23 protein-coding genes are annotated in these 25,081 nt (G+C 63.5%); 9 read left to right on the plus strand and 14 right to left on the minus strand.

Annotated features, from left to right (window positions below):
* The first annotated feature begins 36 nt into the window (after positions 1-36).
* A complete protein-coding gene (locus ACTHNE_RS00315; protein WP_324941935.1) occupies positions 37-1,158 on the plus strand; it encodes a mechanosensitive ion channel family protein in 1,122 nt (373 codons plus the stop codon).
* Between the two features lie 53 nt (positions 1,159-1,211).
* Here ACTHNE_RS00315 and adhP read toward each other — a convergent pair whose 3' ends face one another.
* From adhP to ACTHNE_RS00345, 6 genes are all read right to left on the minus strand, one after another.
* Positions 1,212-2,348 carry an alcohol dehydrogenase AdhP gene (adhP, locus tag ACTHNE_RS00320; protein ID WP_440268271.1) on the minus strand — a complete coding sequence of 379 codons (1,137 nt, stop codon included), beginning with the start codon at positions 2,346-2,348 and terminating at the stop codon, positions 1,212-1,214.
* 71 nt (positions 2,349-2,419) lie between these two features.
* On the minus strand, positions 2,420-2,782 hold the full coding sequence (locus ACTHNE_RS00325; protein ID WP_324940997.1) for a carboxymuconolactone decarboxylase family protein: 363 nt from the start codon (positions 2,780-2,782) through the stop codon (positions 2,420-2,422).
* 24 nt (positions 2,783-2,806) lie between these two features.
* Complete coding sequence (locus ACTHNE_RS00330) at positions 2,807-6,025, minus strand: efflux RND transporter permease subunit (RefSeq protein WP_440268272.1); 3,219 nt, start codon at positions 6,023-6,025, stop codon at positions 2,807-2,809.
* Entirely contained in the window at positions 6,022-7,107 is a 1,086-nt protein-coding gene (locus ACTHNE_RS00335) for an efflux RND transporter periplasmic adaptor subunit (protein WP_324940991.1), read from the minus strand. Before ACTHNE_RS00335 ends, ACTHNE_RS00330 begins: the two co-directional genes overlap by 4 nt.
* A 1-nt stretch (position 7,108) precedes the next feature.
* Complete coding sequence (locus ACTHNE_RS00340) at positions 7,109-7,315, minus strand: YgaP family membrane protein (RefSeq protein ID WP_324940989.1); 207 nt, start codon at positions 7,313-7,315, stop codon at positions 7,109-7,111.
* A 28-nt stretch (positions 7,316-7,343) separates the two neighbouring features.
* Complete coding sequence (locus tag ACTHNE_RS00345; protein ID WP_324940987.1) at positions 7,344-8,633, minus strand: NAD(P)/FAD-dependent oxidoreductase; 1,290 nt, start codon at positions 8,631-8,633, stop codon at positions 7,344-7,346.
* A 207-nt stretch (positions 8,634-8,840) separates the two neighbouring features.
* Here ACTHNE_RS00345 and ACTHNE_RS00350 point away from each other — a divergent pair, with 207 nt between their 5' ends.
* Positions 8,841-9,164, plus strand: coding sequence for an ArsR/SmtB family transcription factor (locus tag ACTHNE_RS00350; protein ID WP_324940984.1), 324 nt, complete (start codon positions 8,841-8,843; stop codon positions 9,162-9,164).
* Positions 9,165-9,670: 506 nt separating this feature from the next.
* On the opposite strand, the gene ACTHNE_RS00355 is transcribed toward ACTHNE_RS00350, so the two are convergent.
* From ACTHNE_RS00355 to ACTHNE_RS00380, 6 genes are all read right to left on the minus strand, one after another.
* A complete protein-coding gene (locus tag ACTHNE_RS00355; RefSeq protein WP_324940981.1) occupies positions 9,671-11,950 on the minus strand; it encodes a heavy metal translocating P-type ATPase in 2,280 nt (759 codons plus the stop codon).
* Between the two features lie 25 nt (positions 11,951-11,975).
* The gene (locus tag ACTHNE_RS00360) at positions 11,976-12,662 is read right to left on the minus strand and encodes an exopolysaccharide biosynthesis protein (protein WP_324940978.1); all 687 of its coding nucleotides are present in this window, start codon (positions 12,660-12,662) and stop codon (positions 11,976-11,978) included.
* The gene (locus tag ACTHNE_RS00365) at positions 12,659-13,201 is read right to left on the minus strand and encodes a cytochrome b (RefSeq protein WP_324940976.1); all 543 of its coding nucleotides are present in this window, start codon (positions 13,199-13,201) and stop codon (positions 12,659-12,661) included. The genes ACTHNE_RS00360 and ACTHNE_RS00365 overlap by 4 nt, the downstream gene beginning before the upstream one ends.
* 221 nt (positions 13,202-13,422) lie before the next feature.
* Positions 13,423-14,682, minus strand: a complete 1,260-nt coding sequence (locus ACTHNE_RS00370; RefSeq protein ID WP_440268273.1) for an MgtC/SapB family protein — start codon at positions 14,680-14,682, stop codon at positions 13,423-13,425.
* 65 nt (positions 14,683-14,747) lie between these two features.
* Positions 14,748-16,019 carry a putative glycoside hydrolase gene (locus tag ACTHNE_RS00375; RefSeq protein ID WP_324946321.1) on the minus strand — a complete coding sequence of 424 codons (1,272 nt, stop codon included), beginning with the start codon at positions 16,017-16,019 and terminating at the stop codon, positions 14,748-14,750.
* The gene (locus ACTHNE_RS00380) at positions 16,016-16,873 is read right to left on the minus strand and encodes a polysaccharide deacetylase family protein (protein WP_324946323.1); all 858 of its coding nucleotides are present in this window, start codon (positions 16,871-16,873) and stop codon (positions 16,016-16,018) included. The genes ACTHNE_RS00375 and ACTHNE_RS00380 overlap by 4 nt, the downstream gene beginning before the upstream one ends.
* Positions 16,874-17,104: 231 nt before the next feature.
* Here ACTHNE_RS00380 and ACTHNE_RS00385 point away from each other — a divergent pair, with 231 nt between their 5' ends.
* The 6 genes from ACTHNE_RS00385 (at position 17,105) to ACTHNE_RS00410 (ending at position 22,594) form a co-directional block, all read left to right on the plus strand.
* A complete protein-coding gene (locus ACTHNE_RS00385; protein WP_324946325.1) occupies positions 17,105-18,844 on the plus strand; it encodes a PHA/PHB synthase family protein in 1,740 nt (579 codons plus the stop codon).
* Between the two features lie 118 nt (positions 18,845-18,962).
* The gene (locus tag ACTHNE_RS00390) at positions 18,963-19,415 is read left to right on the plus strand and encodes a phasin family protein (protein ID WP_324946328.1); all 453 of its coding nucleotides are present in this window, start codon (positions 18,963-18,965) and stop codon (positions 19,413-19,415) included.
* Positions 19,405-20,151, plus strand: coding sequence for an acetoacetyl-CoA reductase (phbB, locus tag ACTHNE_RS00395; protein ID WP_324946330.1), 747 nt, complete (start codon positions 19,405-19,407; stop codon positions 20,149-20,151). The genes ACTHNE_RS00390 and phbB overlap by 11 nt, the downstream gene beginning before the upstream one ends.
* 13 nt (positions 20,152-20,164) lie before the next feature.
* Positions 20,165-21,118 carry a bifunctional enoyl-CoA hydratase/phosphate acetyltransferase gene (locus ACTHNE_RS00400; RefSeq protein ID WP_324946332.1) on the plus strand — a complete coding sequence of 318 codons (954 nt, stop codon included), beginning with the start codon at positions 20,165-20,167 and terminating at the stop codon, positions 21,116-21,118.
* The gene (locus tag ACTHNE_RS00405; RefSeq protein WP_324946334.1) at positions 21,049-22,326 is read left to right on the plus strand and encodes an acetate/propionate family kinase; all 1,278 of its coding nucleotides are present in this window, start codon (positions 21,049-21,051) and stop codon (positions 22,324-22,326) included. Before ACTHNE_RS00400 ends, ACTHNE_RS00405 begins: the two co-directional genes overlap by 70 nt.
* Before the next feature lie 25 nt (positions 22,327-22,351).
* Complete coding sequence (locus ACTHNE_RS00410) at positions 22,352-22,594, plus strand: hypothetical protein (RefSeq protein ID WP_324946336.1); 243 nt, start codon at positions 22,352-22,354, stop codon at positions 22,592-22,594.
* A 153-nt stretch (positions 22,595-22,747) separates the two neighbouring features.
* Here ACTHNE_RS00410 and ACTHNE_RS00415 read toward each other — a convergent pair whose 3' ends face one another.
* The gene (locus ACTHNE_RS00415) at positions 22,748-23,185 is read right to left on the minus strand and encodes a universal stress protein (protein ID WP_324946338.1); all 438 of its coding nucleotides are present in this window, start codon (positions 23,183-23,185) and stop codon (positions 22,748-22,750) included.
* 142 nt (positions 23,186-23,327) lie between these two features.
* Here ACTHNE_RS00415 and ACTHNE_RS00420 point away from each other — a divergent pair, with 142 nt between their 5' ends.
* On the plus strand, positions 23,328-24,311 hold the full coding sequence (locus ACTHNE_RS00420) for a zinc-dependent alcohol dehydrogenase family protein (RefSeq protein WP_440268274.1): 984 nt from the start codon (positions 23,328-23,330) through the stop codon (positions 24,309-24,311).
* A 54-nt stretch (positions 24,312-24,365) separates the two neighbouring features.
* Here the strand turns inward: ACTHNE_RS00420 and ACTHNE_RS00425 are convergent, their stop codons facing one another.
* Positions 24,366-24,986, minus strand: coding sequence for an OmpW/AlkL family protein (locus tag ACTHNE_RS00425; protein WP_324938646.1), 621 nt, complete (start codon positions 24,984-24,986; stop codon positions 24,366-24,368).
* Positions 24,987-25,081 lie beyond the last annotated feature (95 nt).

Genomic DNA, 25,081 nt, shown 5'->3' on the forward strand with positions numbered 1-25,081 from the left:
GTGTATCAGGTGATGGCGCGAAATGAAGCTTTTCCCATGGTATTTGACAATCATCAACGCGACGCCGTTTTTCTGCCGCACTATCACATGGCATCCGATCGAGCTTTTTTTGCAGCCATGGACCTACTTCCAAGCGTCATCCTCAGCGGGTTCGATATCGGCTTCCTCGCGGTGGCGGCCTTGCTCCTGGCGTGCGGATTCGTGCGTCGGCTTCGGCCTTATCGCGCCCTGCTTTGGGGCGGCAGCGGGTTGCTGCTGATTACGGCGATTTATCCCCGGCACGGCAACCCGCTTGGGCGATATCTTTTTGTGGGCGCTGACGGCACATCGCGGATACCGCCGGAATTGTTGACGGTGATCTGGTGGATTTTGGGGGCGTGGCTTCTGAAGAGCCTGCTCGACCTGATTCTGCGCCGCACGATCTTTCCCGACGACAACCAGCCCCATGCGCGGCAACTCTTCGCGGATCTGGCATCGGCATTGATCTACGTTCTGGCGTTCGTCGGCATCATGGATGTCGTGTTCAAGCAGCCGGTGTCTACCGTGCTGGCGACCTCCGGCGTGCTGGCGATCGTGCTTGCCCTCGCGCTGCAAAGCACATTGGCGGACGTGTTCTCCGGCCTGGCGATCAACATCGAGCGTTCCTTCGGCGCGGGTGACTGGATTGCCATGAAAGACGGCGTCGAAGGCCAGATCATCGAGGTCAACTGGCGGGCAACGCGTATAAAGACATGCTCCAACGATCTGGTGGTGGTGCCAAACAGCGTTATCGCAAAGTCGATCGTTACCAATCATTGCCGCTTGAACGTTCCGCAGCTATGCACCATTCGGGTCCAGGTGCATCACGGCGAGCCGCCTGCGCGCGTGATCAGCGCGTTGGAAGAGGCCGCGGGCAAGGCGGCGTACCTGACGGGAGGCATAAAACCATCGGCTTGCGCATGCCGGTTCGACGACGCCATGATCGTCTACGAGCTGACTTTCGCTGCCGCCGATTTCACGACGATATCCGTCGTGCAGTCGCGCGTGATTACCCAGGTCGAAACCACGCTGCACGATCTGGGTATCGACATCGGCAATCCGGTTGTCGATATGCGGGGGCTTCGATTCAATCGCGGCAGCGCCGACGCGATGGGGCCGGTGCGTACAGTGGGTGGCTGACTACCGGAGGGACAGGGGATTGCCCGGAAACTTCTTTGCAACTGTCCACGTGCCTACAGATCGATCACGATCCGCCCGTCGACCTTGCCCATCTTGAGGTCGGCAAATACCTGGTTTATATCGGCGAGCTTCGCTTTATGGATATGCGCCCGTACTTTGCCTTCCGCTGCGAAAGCCAGCGCCTCGGCAAGATCCTTGCGGGTGCCGACGATCGATCCGCGCAGTGTGATGCGCTTGAGCACGACATCAAAAATCGGCGTGGCGAAATCACCCGGCGGCAGTCCCACCAGGCTTACCGTGCCTTTACGCCGCGCCATGCGAAGCGCCTGCCCGAATGCCGGCGGCGACACGGCCGTCACCAGCACGCCATGCGCGCCGCCGCCGGTCTGCTTGATCACTTGTTCGATCGCATCCGGTGTTGTTGCGTTGATGGCGAGGTCCGCTCCCAGCTGCCTGGCGAGGTTGAGCTTTTCGTCGGTGACATCAAGGGCCACCACGTGCAGGCCCATGGCCTTCGCATACTGGATGGCGATATGGCCCAAGCCGCCAATGCCGGAAATGGCTACCCATTCACCCGGCCTTGCTTCGGTCTCCCTGATGCCTTTGTAGGTTGTAACGCCTGCGCAGAGTATCGGCGCGAGGCTGGCGAAATCCGGATTGTTCGGTAGCCGTGCGACGTAGGCGGCCGAACCAATGGCATATTCGGCGAAGGTGCCATTCACGCTGTAGCCGCTGTCATGCTGGGACTCGCATAGCGTTTCCCAGCCGGTGACGCAGTATTCACAGCCGCCGCATGCATCGTGGAGCCATGCGATGCCGACCGGGTCGCCTTCCTTGAGATGCGTTACGCCGGGGCCCAGCGCTGCGACGACACCGGTTCCTTCATGGCCAGGAATGAAGGGAGGCGTCGGCTTGACCGGCCAGTCGCCATCGGCTGCGTGAAGATCGGTGTGACATACACCGGTCGACATGATCTTCACCAGCACTTCGCCGGGCTCGGGGGCGGGAATTAGTACATCGTCGATCGTCGACGTACACTCCTTCGCTCTTCCTTGTCTGGCGCGCAAACAGATCCCAGCGCGGGCCACGCAAATAGTGTAAACAGGCCCTAGCCCAGGTCGTCGGGTCGGCAATTGATCTCCATCAAAAGGCCATCTTCCATGCGGCCAAAACACGATCCGGCATTGCATGCTTTGGATGCTGGTCAGCAAAGTACGGCTCGCGCATGGACAAGGAAGAGATGTGGCGGCACTGCAACCGCTCAGCCGCGCGGCTGATTTTGCTTCGCCGCAAACTGGTCATACGCTTCCACCGCCTGCGCCGCGTACATCGCGCTGGGGCCTGCGCCCATGTAGATCGCAAGGCCCATGGTTTCCATGATTTCCTCGCGGGTGGCGCCATGCTTGACCGCCGCTTCCGCGTGAAAGGCGATGCATGCGTCACAACGGACCGCCACGGCGATGCCCAGGGCGAGCAGTTCCTTGGTTTTGGTATCCAAGGCCTTGGGCGCCAGCGCCGCGCGGGCCAGCGCGGAGAAGGCGTGCATCGTATCCGGCGCGCCGGTCCTTACTTCTTTCAGCGCTTGCGAAAGCTCCACGGTCATCTCGGTCCAGGACTTGTGCATGATGGTTCTCCTCGTGCGACAGGGTCACGTGCTGGCATGCCCGGCGGAAACGCCGTGCCGCGCAAGCCATGCGTAATAGAGCAGGGGAATCACCAGCAGCGTCAGGATGGTCGACACCAGGATGCCGAAGATCAGCGATACCGCGAGCCCCTGGAAAATAGGGTCGTCCAGAATGAACAGGCCACCGGCCATCGCTGCCGCGCCGGTGAGCACGATCGGCTTGGCGCGCACGGCGGCCGCCTCGATCACGGCCTGTTCCAATGCCTTGCCGGTGGCGAGCGCATGGTTGATGAAGTCGATCAGCAGAATCGAATTGCGCACGATGATGCCGGCCAGCGCGATCATGCCGATCATCGATGTCGCCGTGTATTGCGCCCCCAGCAGCGCGTGGCCGGGCATCACGCCGATCACGGTGAGCGGAATGGGCGCCATGATGATGAGCGGCACCACGTAGCTCTTGAACTGTCCCACCACCAGCAGGTAGATCAGCACCAGGCCCATCGAATAGGCCAGGCCCATGTCGCGGAAGGTTTCATAGGTGATCTGCCATTCGCCGTCCCACTTCACCGCCAGGCCGCCGGCGTCTTGCGGTTGGGCGATGAAGTGCTGGGCAATGGTCTGCTGCAATACTTTTTCGCGCCGCAAGGTGCCTACCATCTTGAACATGCCATAGAGCGGACTATCGGTAGCGCCTGCGTCGTCGCCGACGACATACGCATAAGGCAGCAGATCCTTGTGATAGATGGCCTGTTCCCATCCTGCCGGCTGCACGGTGACCACTTCCGACAACGGCACCAAGGCGCCGTTGGATGCGCGTACGCGCAACGCCAGCAACTGCGCCAGCGAGGCCTGGTCGCCCGCCGGCAGGCGCAGGCGCACCGGCATGGCGTATTTGGCGTGGCCGTCCATCAGATAGGTGGCGTCGTCGCCCGACAGTGCCGCGCGCAAGGCCTGCGCGATGCCGGCCTGGTTCAAGCCCAGTTTTGCAGCACGCTCGCGATCCACCACCACGATGTCGCGCGGCGAATCGGCCTCCACACTGCTATCGACATCGACGATGTCCGGCGTGGCGGCGAACATCTTCTTCAGGCGCAGCGCCCCCGCACGCACAGTGCCGTAGTCGGGCCCGTACACTTCGGCGACGACCGGCGCCAGCACGGGCGGCCCAGGCGGCACCTCCACCACTTTCACCGCGGCACCGTAGCGCGCGCCGATGGCCGCCAGCGTCGGTCGCACGGCCAGCGCAATGGCATGGCTTTGCCGGTTGCGTTGTGATTTGTCGACCAGGTTCACTTGCAGGTCGCCGACGATCGGCCCGCTGCGCAGGTAATACTGGCGCACCAGTCCATTGAAGGTGATCGGCGCCGCGGTGCCTGCGTAGCCTTGCCAGTTCTCCACTTCGGGCAGCGTCGAAACGGCTTGCGCCAATTCGGACAGCACACGGTTGGTGCGTTCCAGCGTGCTGCCTACGGGCATGTCCACCACTACCTGGAATTCGGACTTGTTGTCGAACGGAAGCATCTTCAGCACCACCGCCTTCACCAGCACCAGCCCGGCCGCCGCCAGCACCAGCACACCCATCGATGTAAACAGCAGCCTGCGTTTGCGCGGTGCGCGTGCGCCTTCGATAAAGGGCGTCATCAATCGATTGAACAGGCGGTGCAACCGGTCGCCGCTATGCGCCGCAGCGCCCGCATCCGGATGCGTGTGCCGCAGCAGCCGGAACGCCAGCCACGGCGTAATCACCAGCGCCACCGCCAGCGAAAGCAGCATGCCGGCCGACGCGTTGATCGGAATGGGCCGCATATACGGCCCCATCAGGCCAGAGACGAACGCCATCGGCAGCAAGGCGGCGATGACGGTGAAGGTGGCAAGGATGGTGGGCCCGCCCACTTCGCTCACCGCGGCCGGAATGGCCTCGCTGAGCGGACCGCCGCGCGCCATGTGCCGATGCACGTTCTCCACCACCACGATGGCATCGTCGACCAGGATGCCGATGGAAAAGATCAGCGCGAACAGCGACACGCGATTGATGGTGAAGCCCATCGCCCAGGATGCGAACAACGTGAGCATCAGCGTGATGATCACCGCACTGCCCACCACGATGGCTTCGCGCCAACCGAGCGCCAGCAATACCAGCAGCACCACCGAACCGGTGGCGAAGATCAGCTTGTGGATGAGCCGGTTGGCCTTGTCGGTGGCGGTCTGCCCGTAGTCCCGCGTGATGTCCACATGGACGCCGGCAGGAATCAGTACGTTGCGCCACGACGCCAGCCGTGCCGCAATCGCGGTGGTGATGTCGGCGGCATTCGTGCCCGGTTTCTTGGCGATGGCAATCGTCACGGCCGGCGCCGATCCGGCCAGCGGGCCGCCCTTGCCGGGCGGCGTGCCGAACCACGCATATTGGTTCGGCAGGTCGGCGCCCTGATGGATGCGCGCGACGTCGGACAGAAACACAGGCTGGCCTTTGTTCAAGCCGATCACCAGCTTCGCCACGTCCTCGGCATGGGCCAGAAAGCTGCCGGCGGTAACCGGAATGTTGCGGCCGTCGGCCACGCGATCGCCGGCCTGCGTGACTACGTTCGCCGCCTTGAGCGCGGCGGACAAGTCGGCGATCGACATGCCGTAGGAGGCGAGCTTGGGCGCATCCAGTTCCACGACGACCATGCGCTCGGGTGCGCCGATGGTGTAGACATCGCGCGTGCCCGGCACGCGCTTGAGTTCCGTTTCCAGCGTGTGCGCCACTTCGCCGAGCTGGGTAGCGGTGGCTCCAGGGCGGTCGCTCCATAGGGTGAGCGCCATGACCGGCACATCGTCGATGCCCATCGGGCGGATCAACGGCTGGCCCACGCCCAATGCCGGCGGCACGAAATTCTGGTTCTGGAACACCTGGTTATAGAGCCGGACGATCGCCGTCTGGCGCGGTACGCCCACCTGGAATTCCACCGTGATGATGGCGATGGCGGGCCGGCTCACCGAATACACATGCTTGATGCCTTCGATTTCCGCCAGTTTCTGTTCCAGCGGAAACGCCACCAGGTTCTCCACATCGCGCACGTCGGCGCCGGGGAAGGGCACCATCACGTTCGCCATGGTCACGTCGATCTGCGGCTCTTCTTCGCGTGGCGTGATCATCATCGCCGCCAGCCCCAGCAGCAGCGCAGTGATGGCAAGAATCGGCGTGAGCGGCGAGTTGAGAAAGCTGCGCGCAATGCGGCCGGAAAAGCCAAGCTGCGTGCTCACCGAACGGCTCCACGGTGGCGCTCGGCCAGCAGGCGGCCGGCGGCGGCCGGATCGACGGCAATGCGTTCGCCATCGTCCAGGCCGGCCAGTATTTCGACCTCATCGCCATAAGCGTGCCCGGTGCGTACTTGCCGCAGCGAAACCCGATCGTTATCGATCACGTACACGCCTTGCAGTTCGCCACGCTGCAGCAACGCGTTGGCAGGTACGAGCAGGCGTCGGGTCGTACCGGTGGCGAAGGCGACTTTCACGGTCATGCCCGGATAGAGTCCCGTGTGCTTGCCCGACAGCTCCACGCGGATCGAGAACGTGTGCGTATCCGGATCGGCATAGGGAAATACGGTGACAGTCGCAGCGGGAATACGCACGCCGTCGTTGCCGGGAAGGACCACGGCCGAGTGATGGCTGCGGATCGTATCCACCGCGCTCTGCGGTACCTGCACGTTCACGCGCAGGTCGTCCAGCGAGGCGATGCCGATCAATGGCTGTGGCACCGGCGGACCGGATTGCACCGACTCGCCTACTTGCACGTAGCGTCGCGTGACGATGGCGTCGTAGGGCGCACGCACCACGGTGTAGTCCTGCTGCGTGCCGATCTGCCGCCAGTTGGCCTGCGCAACAAGCACGGCTGCGTAAGCGCTGTCGCGCTGCGCCAGTGCTGCATCCAGGCTGGCCTTGGCGATCAGTCCTTTGTCGTAGATGGCGGCGATGCGCTGGTAATTGGCTTTGGCGTTGTCATAGGTCGCTTGCGCCGAAACGATTTGCGCCCTGGCCGAACGTGCGGCGGCGGATTGCTCCACGTCGCTGAAGCGCACCAGCACCGCGCCGGCGGGCACCACATCGTTGACGTCGTAGGGCAGTTCGATCACGCGCGCATTGGTCTGCGCGGAGAGCACGGCCGCATGGACCGCTTCCACCGTGCCGTCCCACATTTGTTCCTGCGCTGCCGTCTGCGCATGCACGGTCAGCGCGGCCAGTGCCGGCGGCGTGGTTTGCGCCGAGGATGGCGGGCGGCGATCGCCGCAAGCGCACAGCACGGCAGCCAGCAAGGGCAGGGTCCATCGGTAAAGCAAACGTGTCATCTCAGGAAGGAAACGCGCTGCCGGGTTTCACGCCGAACTTCGCCAGGATCTTCGCCAGCGGACAGAATCCAGTGAAGGCCGATTGCAGCAGGTTCGCGCCCACGAACAACGTAAGCAGGAACCACCACGGCGAAACGAAATAGCCAAGCGCCAGGCCCAGCAGCACCATGCCGCCGGCAAAGGCGAGAACGATGCGATCGATGTTCATGCTCTTGCTCCGTTTGCGATGAAAGGAATCAATGGTGCGGCACGTCGGACTTCAGCGATTCGATGTCCAGCAGCTTCAACACGTAGCGCTCGAACACCGGATGCGTGTGGCCGGTACGCATCTTTTGCAGGTAGTACTTCTCGAATGCGGCCTTCGCCACGTGCACCCATTTGCCGGTCCGCGCCCAGGTGACGTTGCGCGGGGGAATCTGCGGCAAGGCCACGAACGCGGCACCGGTTTCGCCCATGTCGGCCAGGCAGATCGCGTTCCAGGTGGCGCATGCGTCAGCAGGGCCGCCTTCGATCTCGTCGCAGACATTGCGTACGATCGCGCTGACCATCGACTCGATCATGAAACCGGTCTTCGGTGCGCCAGTGGGCACCGGCGTCGCCTCCACCGGCGGAATGGCCACGCACACGCCGGCGGCGTAGATGTTGCGCCAGGCCGTGCTGCGCTGATGCGCATCGATCAGCACGAAGCCGCGCGGATTGGTCAGTCCAGGCACCTTGCGCACCACGTCGACGCCGGTGAACGCGGGAATCAGCATGGCGTAGGCAAAAGGCAGGTCGTGCGATTGCACGGTGGCGCCTTTGGCATCGACTTCCTCGACCTTGATGCGATCGGCTTCGACCGCACCGACTTTGGCATTGGCGATCCAGCGGATGTCGCGCTTGCGCAATTCCGATTCCAGCAAGCCCTTCGAATCGCCGACGCCGCCCAGGCCCATGTGCCCGATGTATGGCTCGGCGGTGACGAAGGTGATGGGTACGCGGTCGCGCAGCTTGCGCCGGCGCAGGTCGGCGTCCACGATCATGGCGAATTCGTAGGCAGGGCCGTAGCAGCTGGCGCCTTGCACGGCGCCCACCACGATGGGTCCGGGATTTTTCAGGAATTTCTGGTAGGCCAGCCAGGCCGTATGCGCATGCGGGCCCGTGCATACCGATTGCGTGAAGCCGGTACCAGGCCCCAGGCCCGGCACTTCGTCGAAAGCCAGGCGCGGGCCGGTGGCGATGATGAGGTAGTCGTAATCGAGCGTGTCGCCGTTGAGCAGGCGTATCCGGTTTTCGGCAGGCTGGATCGCTTCGGCCGGTATCGCGCTGTAGTGGATGCCGTGCTTGCTCAAGGGCTCGCGCACTTCCACGCGGATATCCTCGGGCTTGCGCCACCCCACCGCCAGCCACGGGTTGGAGGGGGTGAAATTGAAGTAGGGGCCATCGCCGACCACGGTGATGTCCGCTTTTCTCCCCAGGGCCGCCTTGAGGTCATACGCCGCGGCCATGCCACCCAGGCCGGCCCCCAGAATTACGATGCGCGACATATCGATTACCTCGGTGATCCATGACTTTGATACCCAGCATCCGCCATTGGTCCGGGGCGGCATTGACGCAGGTCAATCGCGCTTCGCTTGCGTTTGCCCGTTCCGGTAAGCGGCATGGTTAAGACATTACTACATTAGAAATATCTTAATTAGTAAAATGCGGTAAAGTCAACCGCCGGAGCAACCGATCCCTCACAGGGGCATTCGATGAAAAGAAACATCGCGCGCAATGCCGTGGCCATGCACAACCGCGCCGAAGAGGCCGCCAGCCTGCTGAAGACGCTCGCCAATCCACAGCGCTTGCGCGTGCTGTGCCTGCTGGCGGGTGGAGAACTCTCCGTCGGCCAGATCAACGAAGCACTGCCGGACCTGAGCCAGTCGGCGCTGTCGCAGCACCTGGCCAAGCTGCGCGACGAAGGCATGGTGCGCACGCGGCGGGAATCGCAGACGATCTGGTACACGCTGGCGCCCGGGCCTGCCGAGCGCGTGATCGAAACGCTGTATGGCATTTACTGCGGTGCTGCGGGTTGAATGGTGGCGCGCAGGCCTCGTCAGGTACCGGGCAGGGACGAAATTGATTCAAACTCCGCGGTTTTCGTTCGATGTTTGAACAAAATCAGCAGACTGTCCGCACAACGCGTAATCGTTCATGCCACCTCATCGTCATTCCGGCCTTCGCCCATTGCTGTCCGGGAAAAATGTGACGGATCGGCGAAAGTACCTCGAATGCTTTGGGTCCGGCGGCCTGGTTCGGCAGGCGACTCGACTTCCGCGAAGTGTTCCATGTCTCCTTGACGTCATTCCCGCGAAAGCGGGAATCCATTTTTGCTCTGATGCGCCCCTGAAAATGGATTCCCGCTTTCGCGGGAATGACGGCCGGGCGAGACAGGGCGCAGGAAGAATATCTAGTCATCGGCAGGGCTTCCGGAAAATTTCCCCGGACACAGTGGGCCTTCGCCGGAATGACGACGAGGTTTCTTTTTAGCCGTTTGCCAGCATGTTGTCTCTGGATGCTGCTGGATGGGGATATGTCAGACTCACACCGTCTCCGCCATGCCGTGATAGATCTCTTCTTCTTGCGCGAAGTGCAAGCGCAAGATCGCATCCAGCCCATACAGCATCCGTTGCATGTCCTGGATGGCCTCGGGAGAAAGCGGACCTTGCGGCAGATCTTCGGTCGTATGGTGAAACAGGCGCCCGAGCCGGAGAATCTCGCGATGCGTACGGCTCAGCGGCGCCAGCGGGTCGCCGCCGCCGAGCATCGGCTCCAGCCTTGGATACAGGTGTTTTTCGTCGTCGCGCTCGTGCGGCAGAAGCGTGCTGCTCAGCAGGCCATCCAGTTCGACGAGCTCGGCATGAACGGCATCTTGCGGGAGCACGGGCAGGTGATCGGCGCAGGCGCGAATGCGGTCGAGCACCGGGCCCAGTTCATGGTGTTCCGCTGACAGCCGCGCATTTTCGGTGGCGTCGAGCCGCCCGTGGATGCCGTCGATCGACGTTACCCGAAGCACGCGCAGCGCATTGATGATCACGGCGACATCGATGCCTTCCTGCAGGATGGCGCCCGCGATCGGAGGCAGGTAACCCAGCGCCGCGAACACCATCGCAACCAGCGACAGGCTCATTCCCGCGATGACGCTTTGCATGGCAATCTTGCGTGCGCGGCGGGCAATCACGAGCGCTTCGGCCAGGCGGTCCAACCGGTCGACCAACAACACGACGCCAGCCGCCTCCGTGGACGCCGCCGCACCGCGCGCGCCCATCGCCACGCCGACGTCCGCTGCCGCCAGCGCCGGCGCATCGTTGATGCCGTCGCCCACCATGATCGTCGTGTTCGCGGGTTTGGCCGCTTTGATCGCGGTCAATTTGTCGCTGGGCGCCTGGTCGGCCAGGACTTCGTCCACGCCCAACGCTTCTCCGATGGTTTCGGCGATGTCGCGGTGATCGCCCGTCAACATCACGGTGCGCCGAATGCCGGCGCGCCGAAGTTGCCGGATGGCCCGCGGCGTATCCAGACGTATCTCATCGCCCAGTAATAATGCGCCGGCCATGGCGCCATCCATGGCCACGAACACGCCGGCGGTACCTTCGCGGCGCATGCGCTTGCGCAGCATGTCGGCCCATTGCGCAGCGGACGTGATTTTTGAAACGAAACCATAACTGCCGATGGCGACGCGATGCGCCCCAACCGTGCCGATCAAGCCCGCGCCGTGCTCTTCGCGCACGTCGGACGGCTTGGTCAAGGGAAGATTCCTTTTTCGTGCAAACGACACGATCGCCTCGGCGAGCACGTGTTGGGACACTTGCTCGACCGATGCGGCCAGCCTCAGCAATTCGTTCTGATCGAGCGACCCGGTCGTTTCGATGGCCGTCAGGCGCGCGTGTCCCGTGGTCAACGTACCGGTCTTGTCGAAGAACAGTACATTGCCTTGCGCGAGCCGTTCGAGCATGCCGCCGCCCTTGACGAGCACGCCGCGCGATGCGCACCGTGACATGCCGGAAACGATCGCAACGGGCACGGCCAGAATCAGCGGGCAGGGCGTGGCAACCACCAGCACCGCCAGGGCGCGAACGGGATCGCCCGACAGCAGCCATGCGACTGCGGCCACCGCGAGCGTCACGGGCAGAAATATCAGCGCGTAGCGATCGGCCAGGCGCGAAGAGGGCGCCTTGGCGCGCTGGGCCGCTTCAACCAGCCGAACGATGCCGGAAAAGGTACTGTCGGCCGCGGATGTCGTCGCCAGCATGTCAAAGGGCCCTGCGGCATTGAGTACGCCGCTGCGTGCCGTCTCGCCCCGTGCATGCCGCACCGGCAGTGACTCACCCGTCAAGGCCGATTCGTCGAGCACGGCAGCCTCCGATTCGACCAGGCCATCGACCGGGACAATCTCTCCGCCGCGAATGAGCAGTCGGTCACCCGCTGCTACGTCCGAAATGGGAATGACGCTGAGCGCCTCACCGATATATTTGTTCGCGGTCTTTGGCGCGCGGTTGAGCAACGCCGACATCGTCCGCCTGGCTTTGCCTTCGGCGTAATCTTCCAGTCCTCGTCCGCTGGCGAACATCAGGCCGACCACGGCGGCCGTCAGGTTTTCCCCCAGGACGATCGCACCGGCGATGGCAAGCAGCGCGATGATGTCCACGCCCGCATCGCGCCGCAGCAGCCGGATGATGCTGGTGACCACGATCCAGATCGCCACCGCGGACGAACCTGCGATCCACACGTATCGGCCGATCACTTCGTGGCCGGTCAGGCGCATGATCAGACCAAGTAACAGCGTCAACGCGCTAAAAGCGGCAAGGATGCGACTGATCATTGGAACGCCATGGCCGCCTGTGTCCCTACACCTTGAGCCAGTGATTCAAGCCGGTGTAGACACCTTGTGACGCCAAAACAACCAGCACAATGCCAGCAATGGCGATCGCAAGCCCTGCCCAGATGGTGACGCCGTCCCGTTCCATCATGCCCAGCGAGAACAGCGAAATGGCCATGCCGGGCACGAAATGGCCCAATGGAATGGGCAGCGTGATGATGATGGCGAGAATCAGGCAGGTAACGCCGATCGGTACGCGCATCCAGTCTCCGGCCAGCCACCGCTTTCGTGGGCGGACGATTTTCTCCAGGCGCTTCAGGGTAGGAAGCACGCCACGAATCGCCTTGGCAAACGTTGCCGCTTCGATCGAGCGGCGCGCAAGCCGTTCGGGAATCCATGCATGGGCACGGCCTACCGCAAGTTGCACGGAGATCAACACCATGCAGGCGCCGAACGGAACCGAGATGCCCGGTAAGGGAATGGGCACGACCATCGGCAGCGCGAGCAACAGCAGTAGCGCCCAGATGGAACGGTCGTCGAGCAGCTTCAGCACCATGCCGAGCGAAACGCGCTCTTCGTCGAGCGATGCCGCGCGGCTCTCGAGCACCATCGACAGCGGCGCCTGATGAGATGGGCCAGGCGGCGAAACGTAGGGCCCGCCGCTCACGGATTCGTCGTCGCCCTTGTGCTTGGAAGGAGAGAGGGCGTCCGTCATAGCATTCTCTTCAGCGTATTGTCGCGCCGCATGAAGTGATGCCACAGGGCTGCCAGGATATGCAGGGCAATCACGGCGTAAAAGACATTCCCGATCAGCTCGTGCACTTCGCCGACAATTTCCTTGGCCTGCGCGTCGGGATGCACCAGCGCGGGAAGATGCCAGTCAAGCCAGGGCACAACGACCTGCTCTCCGCCATAGCTCAGCTGCAGCCAGCCGAGGACGGGTTGCACGATCAAGAACACGTACAGCGCCAGATGCACCAGGCGCGCAGTCAAGGCCGTGATGGAGCCGGGTGCCGGAACGATCGGCGGCGTCGGCGCGTAGATGCGCAGAACGAGCCGCGGAATGACGAACAGCAAGACGATGATCCCGGCGACATAGTGCCATTGCATCGCCTGCATGCCCGATGTGGCAACCCCGCCTTCCTCGCTGCCTTCACCCATGTTGGCGAAGAGATAAGCAGCCAGGACGGCCACGACGGTCGCCCAATGAGTGATGCGAAGGCTCAAGCCGTAGCGGGCGGGTGACATGGACATGGAATCGGTCCTCGGGATTTGGTGCATTACTCGAAATTCGTGTGCTTTTCCGCTGGCGAGTCTTCAACTCGTCAACTAGCACTGCCATTGAGTCACCGCAAAGGGGTGAGGCGCTTGACGCATGTCAAGAAACTTTGTGGCGCTGCGAAGGCACCGCTTGGATCGAAGTCAAACGGCGCCGCGACCGCGATGCGGCTGATCATCGACCCGTCAGACAAGCGCTAGACAAGCCACAGGGTGACCGCAAAGCCCGCCACGACACCGAGCGTGCCGGACACCACACGCAATGCGTATCCTTGAGGTCCCTTGCTCAAGGCGATGGCGCATTTGAGCGAGGAATTGGACGCCAGCGCAGCGAGAACGCACCATGAGGCTTGTTGCAGGTCGATATGGCCGGTCGACACGGCTTGTGCTGCGGAGGCAGCGGCGGCGTGCACGTCGGCGAAACCCGAGACCGCCATGATCCACGGCAGGCTGGCTTTCCCAAGGTAGCTGCGAAGTATGGCGCTCGCCAGCATGATCCCGCCCAACAGCGAGACGAAACCCAATACGGCGCGCATCTTGAAGGGACGCTCGCCAGCAAGCGCCGCTGCATCATGGCCTGAGTTCCATGATTTCCAACTGGTCGAAATGGCCGCGATGATCGCAGCGCTACCAGCGGCCAGCAACGGCAGCGCCAAATGCCTTAGCAAGGCCTGCGAGAGCAATCCGATCACGACGCCCAATTGCGCTACGGTCCCCGCATTGGAGATGACGGCAGCGCTCGCGGCGGCGGCGGCCAGGGAAGGCGTGCCCCTTGCGCGCTCCGCCATCGTGCCGATTGTGGCTGTGCTTGAGACAAAGCCGCTCGCCACGCCCGCAATAGGAAGCCCAAACTTCGTCCCCAGCGCACGCATCGCCAGATACCCCAATGATGCAATGGACATGACCGCTACCACCAAGAACCACAGTCGCCTGGGATTGAAAGCATCCCACGGATCAAGGCTGCGGTCGGGCAGCAGCGGAAGAACGACAAACGAAGCGGCTGCGAGTATCAAGAGGTCGTGCAGCTCAGTTCCGGACAGCCATTTGCGCGACAGCAGATGAAGCCTGTATTTGCTTGCCAGAAGTATCGCCACCGTAACGCCCAGCCCGGCGGAAAAGGCGGGCGACGACATCGACAGTATGCCCAGCAGGAATGTCATGAGCATGGCCATTTCGGTTGCGACACCTGGATCCTTCTCATTGGTGCGCACGTAGCTGGCGATGGCTACCGCCGTAACGAACAGCGCCGCGGCATAAATGGCGGCGTCGCCAATGAGAGAAGCTGTCGCGCCGGCCAGACCCAACAGCGGAAAGGTACGAACGCCGGCCTGGGCTTGCATGGGCCCCATGTGCTTGTTGCGCTCCCGCTCCAACCCGATAAGAAGACCAATGGCGAGCGAGACGCCAAGACCTAGCGCCGTTGACGAAACATCTGTGAGGGCGTGGCTTGGCAACATGCAAACCTCTCATTGCCGCGGGTCGTATTCACATGCTTCAAATATGCATTGAAGCGTCCATGGCTCTACTGACGAAGCAGGTCGTTGGCGTCGTATTGGTTGCGTGGATTCCACAGCATCCATCCGTCGGAGCCGGCCGCGTCGGCGGCATCGGTTTGCGCACGGATCGCGGTGGCGTCGAACACGCGATGATCGAATGCATAATCGCGAAACGCCTGCAGCCATGGACGAAAACGTACACCCGGGAGCCCAGTTCGCTTTATCGCCTCGGCCAGCGAGCGCCCGACGATCTGGCCCGGCTCGGCGGTCGGATCGGCGATACCAGGCAGGCCCCAGGTGAAGCCGGACGGATACAGCATGGGAGAGATGTAATCGAGCGGTGCGTCGAGCAGTTCGATCTGCTGGCCGATCGCCGTATCGTTGGTGTTCCAGCATACGTAACCGAAAATATCGGCCGCGACGAACACGTTGTAGGGTGCTAGCCGGGTGCGAGCGGCCTGCAGAAAACCCGTGATGGCTGCCGTGCGATTGGCGCGGGTGTTCGGCAGTGCAAATGCCAGGCCGCGCTGGTCGGGAAAGCGCACGTAATCGAACTGGATTTCGTCGAAACCCATGCGGGCCGCTTCCTCGGCGATATCCAGATTGTGCTGCCAGACGTCGCGCGAAAACGGATCCATCCATTGCAGGCCTTCGCGATCCCGCCATGGTCGGCCTTTGGCGTCGCGCACGCTCCACTCCGGGTGTGCGTCGGCAAGCGGATCGTCCTTGAACACGACGATGCGTGCGATCAGGTACAAGCGCCGGGCATGCAGGTCGGCGAGCAGCGCGGGGAAATCCCGCGCCATGGATACGCGTTCGCTGGTCTTGGCGGCCGCACCGATCGCTTCGCGCGCCTGGCTGCGGTAGGGCGTCAGGCCGCGGTCGCCCTTCACGTCGATGACCAGCGCGTTGATCGCGGTGCGCTGCGCCAGGTTCGTCGCCGCGTTGCGCAGTGTGGCGCTGGTGATGCCGAATACCGAGAGATAGAGCGCCCTGGGCCGGAACGGCGTCAACGTGAGCGTCACCGGTTCGTCGCCCGATACATGCGCGTCGGTGCGCAGGTAGCCTGGCGCGCGCGCAGCGATGCTGGCCGTCGGCTGGCCGGTATCGAACCACCCGTGTTCGTCGGTACGCGTCACGCCAGCAGCGGTGGTGACGATGGCGTCGGCGACTGGCTTGAGCGTGCTCGCGTCGATGACGACACCGGTTACGGCCTGGGCGTCCCGGCTTGCCAGTGGGGCAACCATCGCGAGTGCGACGAACATCGCGCGTGCCAACGCCCGGCGCAAGGCGGTCATGGGGTGGCTCCTCTCTTGGCGGTGGGCGGTGCATCCGGTTCACCCAGCACGTGCGCGAACGCACGCGGCCCGTAGGCATCCACCATCAAGAAACGCGGCAGCGCGAGCAATCGCGCGTGCTGATCCGCTTTGCGCGCATCCAGCGTAAAGGCCGCCACATAGCCGTCGTCGGCGGCAAGCGCGATCAGTTCGTCGTCATAGATACCGAACGGCCAGGCGAGCATGTCCACGTGCGAGCCGGTTTCCGATTCGATGCGTTGGCGCGAGGCGTCCAGTTGTCGACGTGCGAACTCCCGGAAATCCTCCGCGCTGCGGCGCTTGCGTTCAAGCTTGAAATTGGGATGCCAGTAGGTATGCGACTGGATATCGAACCAGCCGGTTTGCCTGAGGGCGCGCAATTGGTCCCAGGTCAGTGCGTACGACGCATTGGAAATCGCCGATGGATAAATGAACAGCGTGACCGGAAAGCGTTCGCGCAACACGATCGGCAGCAGCTTCTCGAACACCGAGCGATGCCCGTCGTCGACGGTGATCGCCACGGGTTTGGACGGTAGCGAGACGGATGGATTGCGCAGTCCATCGATCGCCTCGCGCAACGGCACGATGTGGTAGCCGTGCTCCTGAAGAAAGCGCAACTGGCTCTCGAACGTGGCCATGCGCACCGTCATCGAATCGTCCGCCGTATCGGAAAAGCGGTGATACACGAGGATGGTGACGCTGGCCTGAGGCTCGCTGGTGGCCGCCCATGCCAGGTTGGCCAGGCAGGCCAGCGCGGCACATAAAACAGTTCGCCATCTCGCCGCGCGGGCCGGTGCCTTGCCCTCATCGACACGCTCCCTGTTTTTTCCGTACATGGCGACCTCGTGCGACGCGTCCAGGGGCGCCAACGCCGACGCCTGGATGAGTTGTGCCTATCGTGCTTGCCTCACCGAACCGGGCAGGTGATGCAGATCAATTCGGGGCACGTCGGCGCCTGGCGTGGGGCAGGGAACTAGGCCACGTGCCGAGCACGCCTTGGCTTGACCTGCATCAACGAGCGTCCGCCATGCCGCTGGCATGGTGGTGCTACTGCCGAGGAGCGCCACGTGACTCATTTGAAGGCACCCGCCGCCGCTACGCTCGATCCATCCGTGCACGCCCTGCAGGCGCGCTTGAGCGCGTCGCTGTCGCTGGAATCGTTGTACCTGGCCTTCGCCGACTGGTGGTTGCACTTGCTGCGCTCGCCGGGCAAGCGCCTGGATCTGCTTGAGCTCGGCCTGGAGCAGGCGCAGCAACTTCACGCCTATCTGCTCAAATGCGCGCTGCCGTGCGACGACCCGGCCAGGCCGTGCGCGGTACCGCCGGCAAGCGACCGGCGCTTTGCCGACGAGGCATGGCAGCGCTGGCCGTTCAACGTGCTGCATCAGCATTTTCTGCTGCAGCAACGCTGGTGGCATGCCGCCATCACCGGCGTACACGGCGTATCGCAGCATCATCAGGATGTAATGGATTTCGTCGCGCGCCAATGGCTGGACGTGCTCTCGCCTGGCAATTTCGCGCTCACCAATCCGGTGGTGCTTGCACGCACCCAGCGCGAAGGCGGGAGCAACCTCGTGCGCGGAGCGCTGAACTGGATGGACGACGTGATGCGCCATATCACGGGCAGCTCCGCGATCGGTGCCGAACGGTTTGTCGTGGGACGCGACGTCGCCGCCACGCCTGGACGGGTGGTGCTGCGCAACGATCTGATCGAGCTGATCCAGTACGCGCCTTCGACCGAAACGGTGCGACCTGAGCCGATCCTGCTGGTGCCGGCGTGGATCATGAAGTACTACGTGCTGGACCTGTCGCCCGGCAACTCCCTGGTTCGCTACCTGGTGGCGCAGGGCTACAGCGTGTTCTGCATCTCTTGGAAGAACCCGGATCGCAGCAATGCCTCGTTGAGCATGGACGATTACCTCAATCTCGGCGTACGCGCCGCACTGGGCGCGATCAACAACCTGCTTCCAAAGCGCCGCGTGCATGCGGTCGGCTATTGCCTGGGCGGCACCTTGCTGGCGATCGCGGCAGCGGCGATGGCGCGCGACGGCGACGATCGCCTGGCGTCGCTGACGCTGCTGGCTGCGCAAACCGATTTCACCGAGCCCGGCGAACTGGCGTTGTTCATCGACGAAAGCCAGATTTCCCTGCTGGAAGACCAGATGGGGCAAGCCGGTTATCTCACCGCCACGCAAATGGCCGGCGCGTTCCAGATGCTGCGTTCCTACGATCTTTTGTGGTCGCGGATGGTCAACGACTATCTGCTCGGCGAACGCGGCGCCATGAACGACCTGATGGCGTGGAATGCGGATGCCACGCGCATGCCGGCCACCATGCACTCGCAATACCTGCGCCACCTTTACCTCAACAACGATCTGGCTGCAGGCCGCTACGCGGTGGACGGCAAGCCGGTCGAGCTTAAAGACATCGCTGTGCCGATGTTTTGCGTGGCGACCGAAACCGACCACGTCGCGCCGTGGCATTCGGTCTACAAGGTGCATCACTTGTTTACCGACGAGCTGACCTTCGTGCTGACCAGTGGTGGGCACAACGCCGGGATCGTCAGTGAACCGGGTCACCCCGGGCGCCGGTTCCGCCTGCTGGTGCGGCCGCGCGGTGCGCGCAGTTTGTCCTCCCAAAGCTGGCTGTCGCGGGCATCGCGCAACGAGGGGTCATGGTGGCCGGCGTGGACGCAGTGGCTGGACGCGCGCTCCGGTGCGCCGGTGCCGCCGCCTTCGATGGGCATGCCGGGAAGCGCGCAGGACAGCCTGCCGCTGGCGCCGGGTCATTACGTATTGGAGAAATGAGCATGGGCGCTTTGACATGCCTGTTCGCCAAGCATGCTCCCGCCGCCTGTGTGCGGCAGGGAAGGGAGCCCAACACGCCGAACGTCGGCGACACGATCCATCCGCGAGGAACCGAACCATGACCACTCAAAACGACATTCCGTTCGAGCTGTACAAAGCCAATCTGCAATTTACCCTGCGTACCAACAAGTTGCTGAAAGAGTGCGGCCAGCGCTGGCTCGATACCTTCGATCACGCTGTGGGCGAAAGCATCGCCGAGAGCCAGGAAGAAATCGACAAGCTTTCGCTGGACGACAATTGGCAATCGCTGGCCGCCGTTCCCGGCGAAACGCTGGTGCGGCTGATGCAGGAGCGCGTGGGCGATGCGCAGGCGGTGGCACAGGCTGCCGTCACCAATCAGACCCGTTTCCTGACCGGCCTGCAGGATGCCTTCCTGATGTGGCAGCGCGATACCGCCAAAGCCATGGGCAGCGTGGAAGCGGCCAAGCCGTTCAATGCGGCGCTGGGCGATTTCTTCAAGCTGTTCGCCAACGCCACGACGATGGCGACGGGAAGTGGCCATGAGCACTGAACGCGTGGCGCTGGTGACTGGCGGCATGGGCGGCATCGGCGAGGCGATCGCCAGGGCCTTGCACGATGCCGGCCATACCGTGCTGGTGACGCACTCGCCGCACAACGATCATGTCGATATCTGGCTGGAACAGCAGGCGGCTCAAGGCTATCGATACAAGACCTATGCCGCCGATGTGGCCGATTTCGATTCGTGCCAGCGCATGGCCGCCCAGATTGCCTGCGACGGCTACAGCGTCGACATCCTGGTCAACAACGCCGGCATCACCCGCGATGGACGGTTCCTCAAGATGACGCGGGAAGATTGGGAAGCGGTGATGCACACGGATCTGGATTCGATGTTCAACGTCACCAAGCCGTTTTGCGCCGGCATGGTGGAGCGCGGCTGGGGGCGCATCGTGAACATCGGTTCGATCAACGGCACGAAAGGCCAGTTCGGACAGTGCAACTATGCGGCGGCGAAGGCGGGCATCCACGGCTTTACCGAATCGCTGGCGCTGGAAGTGGCGCGGCACGGTGTAACCGTCAACACCGTCTCGCCCGGTTACACCGACACCCACATGGTGGCCTCGGTGCCCAAGGATGTGCTGGAAAGCAAGGTGATTCCGCTGATTCCCGTGGGCCGGCTGGGACGTCCCGAGGAGATCGCCGCGCTGGTCGGCTTCGTATGCAGCGAAGCGGCAGCGTTCATGACCGGCAGCAATCTCGCCATCAACGGCGGCCAGCACATGTACTGAATGGATGACTCCCATGCACGAGATGATTGCCCACCGCCATCGCTTCCAGCACCTGCTCGCCGGCGTGGAAGGCCGGCCGGCGATACCCACCGCCATCGCCCATCCCTGTGACGAAGCGGCGGTGGCGGCGGCGGTGGAGGCCGCCGAGGAAGGCTTGATCGCGCCGATTTTCGTCGGCCCCCTCGCCAAGATGCACGCCGCGGCCGAGCGTGCGGGCGTGGAGCTCGCGCCGTACCGCGTGGTGGATGCGCCGCACAGCCACGCGGCGGCGGCGCAGGCGGTCGCGTTGGTCAAAAGCGGCCAGGCCAGGCTGCTGATGAAAGGCTCGCTGCACACTGACGAGCTGATGCACGCGGTGTGCGCCGATGGCGGCCTGCGCACGGATCGCCGGCTGAGCCATGTATTCCTGCTGGACGTGCCGCGCTACGCGCGTCTTCTGCTGGTGACGGATGCGGCGATCAATATCGCTCCAACGCTGATGCAAAAGCGCGACATCGTGCAGAACGCCATCGACCTGGCGCATATCGTCGGCGTGGCCAGGCCGAAGGTGGCAGTGCTGTCGGCGGTGGAAACGATCACGCCTGCGCTGCCTTCCACGGTGGACGCCGCGGCCCTGTGCAAGATGGCCGAGCGCGGCCAGATTACGGGTGGAGTCGTGGACGGTCCGCTCGCTTTCGATAATGCCGTGAGTGCGCTTGCCGCGCACGAGAAGGGCATCGTTTCCGAAGTGGCCGGCGCGGCCGACATCCTGGTCGTGCCGGATCTCGAATCGGGCAACATGCTCGCCAAACAGCTGACGTTTCTCGCCGACGCCGAAGCGGCCGGCGTGGTGATGGGCGCGCAGGTGCCGATCATTCTCACCAGCCGCGCCGATACGTTGCGTGCGCGCATTGTTTCATGCGCCATCGCCGTGCTGATCGCGCAGGCGGCGAAGCGACCGGCAGCAGCGACCACCGCGGTGACCTGACCATGCCCAACGCACTGCTCACCATCAATGCCGGCTCCTCCAGCATCAAGTTCGCGCTGTTCGAGCACGGTGCCACCGCGCAGCGGCTGATCGCGCGCGGTTCGATCGAAGGTATCGGCGAGGTGCCGCGCTTCATCGCGCGTGCGCCGGATGGCACCACGCTCGACCGTTACCAATGGAAGCCATCCGCCGCGATGGACCACGAAGCCTTGCTCGAGCCCTTGCTCGCATGGTTGACTTCGCACCTGGGCGAAAAGGCATTGGTGGCGGTGGGGCACCGTGTCGTGCATGGCGGACGCGTCTTCCATCGGCCGGTTCGCGTCGATCAGGCCGTGCTGGCCGAACTGGAAAAGCTGGTGCCGCTCGCGCCGTTGCACCAGCCTCACAACCTGGCGGCCATCAAGGCCGTCTCCAGCCTGCGCCCGCATCTGTTGCAAGTGGCGTGCTTCGACACCGCCTTCCACCACGACATGCCATCCGTGGCCACACGCATGGCCTTGCCCCGCGTGTATACCGCCAGCGGCGTGCGCCGGTATGGCTTTCACGGCATTTCCTACGAATACCTGATCGGGCAGTTGCGCAAGCTTGCGCCGACCTTGGCGAAAGGGCGCGTGATCATGGCGCATCTTGGCAACGGCGCCAGCCTGTGCGCCATGCGCGACGGACGCAGTATCGACACCACCATGGGTTTCACCGCGCTGGATGGCCTGATGATGGGTACCCGCTGCGGCCAGCTCGATCCCGGTGCTTTGTTGTACCTGCAGCAGACGTACCGGCTCAGCGCGCCGGCCGCCGAGCACATGCTTTACCACGAGAGCGGCTTGCTCGGCGTTTCCGGCATCAGCAACGACATGCGCACCCTGCTGGCCAGTGACGATCCGCGCGCCGGAGAAGCCATCGAGTTGTTCGTCTACCGTATCGTCAAGGAAATCGGTGCGCTCACGTCGGCGCTCGGCGGTCTGGATGCATTGGTGTTCTCGGCCGGTATCGGCGAACATGCCGCGCCGATCCGCCAGGCGGTATGCGAAGGACTCGCCTGGTTCGGCGTGGAATGCAAGGTCGATGCAAACCATCGACACGAAACCCTGATCAGCACGTCGCGCAGCGCGGTACGCGTGTTCGTCATCGCCACGGACGAAGAAGCCATGATCGCCGCGCATACCGCCCGCGTGATGCGGGACCTTTCACCGCAACCTGCAGCGGCCTGACTGCCGTTTTGCCAAGGAGAACGCCATGGCCATCTCGCCTTATGATTTCGATACGCAATTGGCGCCATTCGAGGCGTTTGCACCGATGGGGCCGTTGGTGCCGCTTGCACTGATGGGGTGGTTCATCGCGCCGGTGCAATGGTGGGTCAATGCCTGTCTGGGTACATGCGGTGCGTTGTCGGATGTGATGATTCGTTCGATGGTTTATCCGAGCCTTACGCCGATCGGCTCGCATGAGGTGCCACATGTCGAGCGTGATTCGGCGTAGAGAGTTAGCTGTGCGAAGTACTGCTCCCTCCCCTATGTGTAGTAGTGGAGGGCTGGGGTGGGGTGAAGCAACCTCGCGGTGAACTCGGACCATGCGGCAAGCTTATACAACCCCACCCCAGCCCTCCCCTGTAAAACAGGGGAGGGAGCTGCATCAATGACAAACCAACACCGGCACCGCCGCCTTGATCACCACCTTGTGCGTCTCGCTGCCCATCAGCAACCGCGCCAATCCTTCCCAGCTGTGCGCAGCCATCACGATCAGGTCGCATTGCCGTTCGGTCGCGGTCTCGAGAATCGCCTGGTAGGGCTGTTCGCCAAATCGCAATACGCGATCGAACGGCACGCCCGCCTGCGCGGCGATCGCGCGGGCATCGTCCAGGTAGCGTTCGGCAAAACGGGTAGCTTCCCTTGCGTAGTCGAACTCCACCGACGCCATCAGCTCGGCGACGTAGGCAATCGTCTGTACCGGCGGCACCGCATGCAGCGCGATCACGCTCGCTCCGCAGGCTTTGGCTAGATTCACGCCCAGCCGGATCGCTTTCAACGACAATTCGGAGCCATCGGTCGGCAGCAGTATCTGCTTGAACATGAGCTTCTCCAGAACACGTAGTGGAAAAAGCTTTGATGGCCGGATGGTGCCGATACCGTTGCGCTGGCATCTTGAGCCAGGTCAACTCGCCCGCGCGCCGCGGCGCGCGATGATGCACGTAGTCCCAAGCAGGGTCGGAACCATGCGCGCTATGGTGTTGCACAAGATCGGCGAGCCCTTGGCGTTGCAGAGCCTGCCCGATCCGTTGCCAGGACAGGGCGAAGTGCGCTTGCGCGTGGAGGCATGCGGCGTGTGTCGTACCGATCTGCACGTGGTGGACGGCGAACTGCCCGGCGTCGTCATGCCGGTGATCCCCGGTCACGAATGCGTGGGCGTCGTCGATGCGATCGGCCCCGGCGTCACCGGCGTGGTGCTGGGCGAGCGGATGGGCGTGCCCTGGCTGGGCGGTGCCTGTGGGCACTGCGAGTATTGCCGTACCGGACGCGAGAACCTCTGCGACGAACCGTCATTCACCGGCTACACCCGTCCTGGCGGCTTCGCCAGCCACATCGTGGCGCGCGCGGATTATTGTGTGCGGCTTCCCGCCGACGCCGACCCGGTAGCGCTGGCGCCGCTGCTTTGTGCCGGCCTGATCGGTTGGCGCTGCCTGAAGAAGGCCGGTAGCGGCAAACACCTGGGGCTTTACGGTTTCGGCGCGGCCGCGCACATCATTGCGCAGGTCGCGCGCAGCCAGCAGCGCGATGTCTACGCCTTCACGCGCAGCGGCGACACCGTAGCCCAGGCTTTTGCGCGTTCCCTCGGCGCAAGTTGGGCCGGCGCCTCGGAAGAATTGCCGCCTGTTCCATTGGATGCGGCCATCTTGTTCGCGCCGGTCGGCGCGTTGGTGCCTCAAGCGCTGCGTGCGGTAAAAAAGGGTGGGCGCGTGGTATGCGGCGGCATCCACATGTCTGATATCCCGTCCTTTCCCTATCGCTGGTTGTGGGAGGAGCGCGAAGTGGTGTCCGTCGCCAACCTCACCCGCGCCGATGCGCGCGAGTTTTTTGCCGATGACGCCTGCAGCAGCGTGCACACGTCCACGCAGGTCTATCCGCTGGAGCAGGCGAACCAGGCGCTGAACGATTTGCGTGATGGACGGCTAAGCGGCGCCGCCGTGCTGCGGCCATGACGCGTACCGGACTCCCTCCCCGTGTGGAACGGGGAGGGAGCCGATAGCCGGCGATCAGAACCGGTATCCAGCGCTGACGCCGTACACCCACGGATCCACGCTGGCCTTGCCCACGTTCGCGCCATTGACGTGCACGTTGCCATGGATGCTGATCCAACGTACGTCGGCGGTGATCATCCACGCGCGCGACAACTGGAAGTCGACGCCGGCATGCGCCGCCGCGCCCCAGCTGTTGTCGATCTTCACGCGGGCGCCCTGCAGGATGCCTTCGCCTTTGCTGCTGAAGAAGCGCGTGTAATTGAAGCCTGCGCCGACGAAGGGCGAAATCGGCTGGCCCGCGAGGAAGTGGTAGTTGACGCCGAAGGTGGGCGGCAGCTGCTTGGTGGTGGCCGCTTTGCTGCCGTCCAGGCGTACTTCGTGCCGGAACGGGATGGCTGCCAGGGCGTCGACGCCGACCGCTGGAATGAGCATGTATTCGATGCTCGCGGTGGGCCTGGCATTGCTGCTGATGGTGGTGTTCATGCCGGCTAGCCGGCCATTATCGTTTTTGGGATCGACGACATGCGCGCCGAAGCGAACGACCCAGTTGCCGTTGGCGCCATCGGTGTCGGTGGCATGCACCGTGGGCGCGAGCACGAGTGCCAGCATGAGGGGGAGGGGGAGCAGCGTTTTCATGATGATCGTCCTTCGTTGAATAACGCCGCGCATGGTTCCGTCCACGCCGGTTCCTGCCGTTGATCCAGATCATTTTCCCAGGGCGCCGCGCGCGG

The organism is Dyella sp. (assembly GCF_051954575.1).
In the GTDB taxonomy this organism is placed as follows: domain Bacteria; phylum Pseudomonadota; class Gammaproteobacteria; order Xanthomonadales; family Rhodanobacteraceae; genus Dyella_B.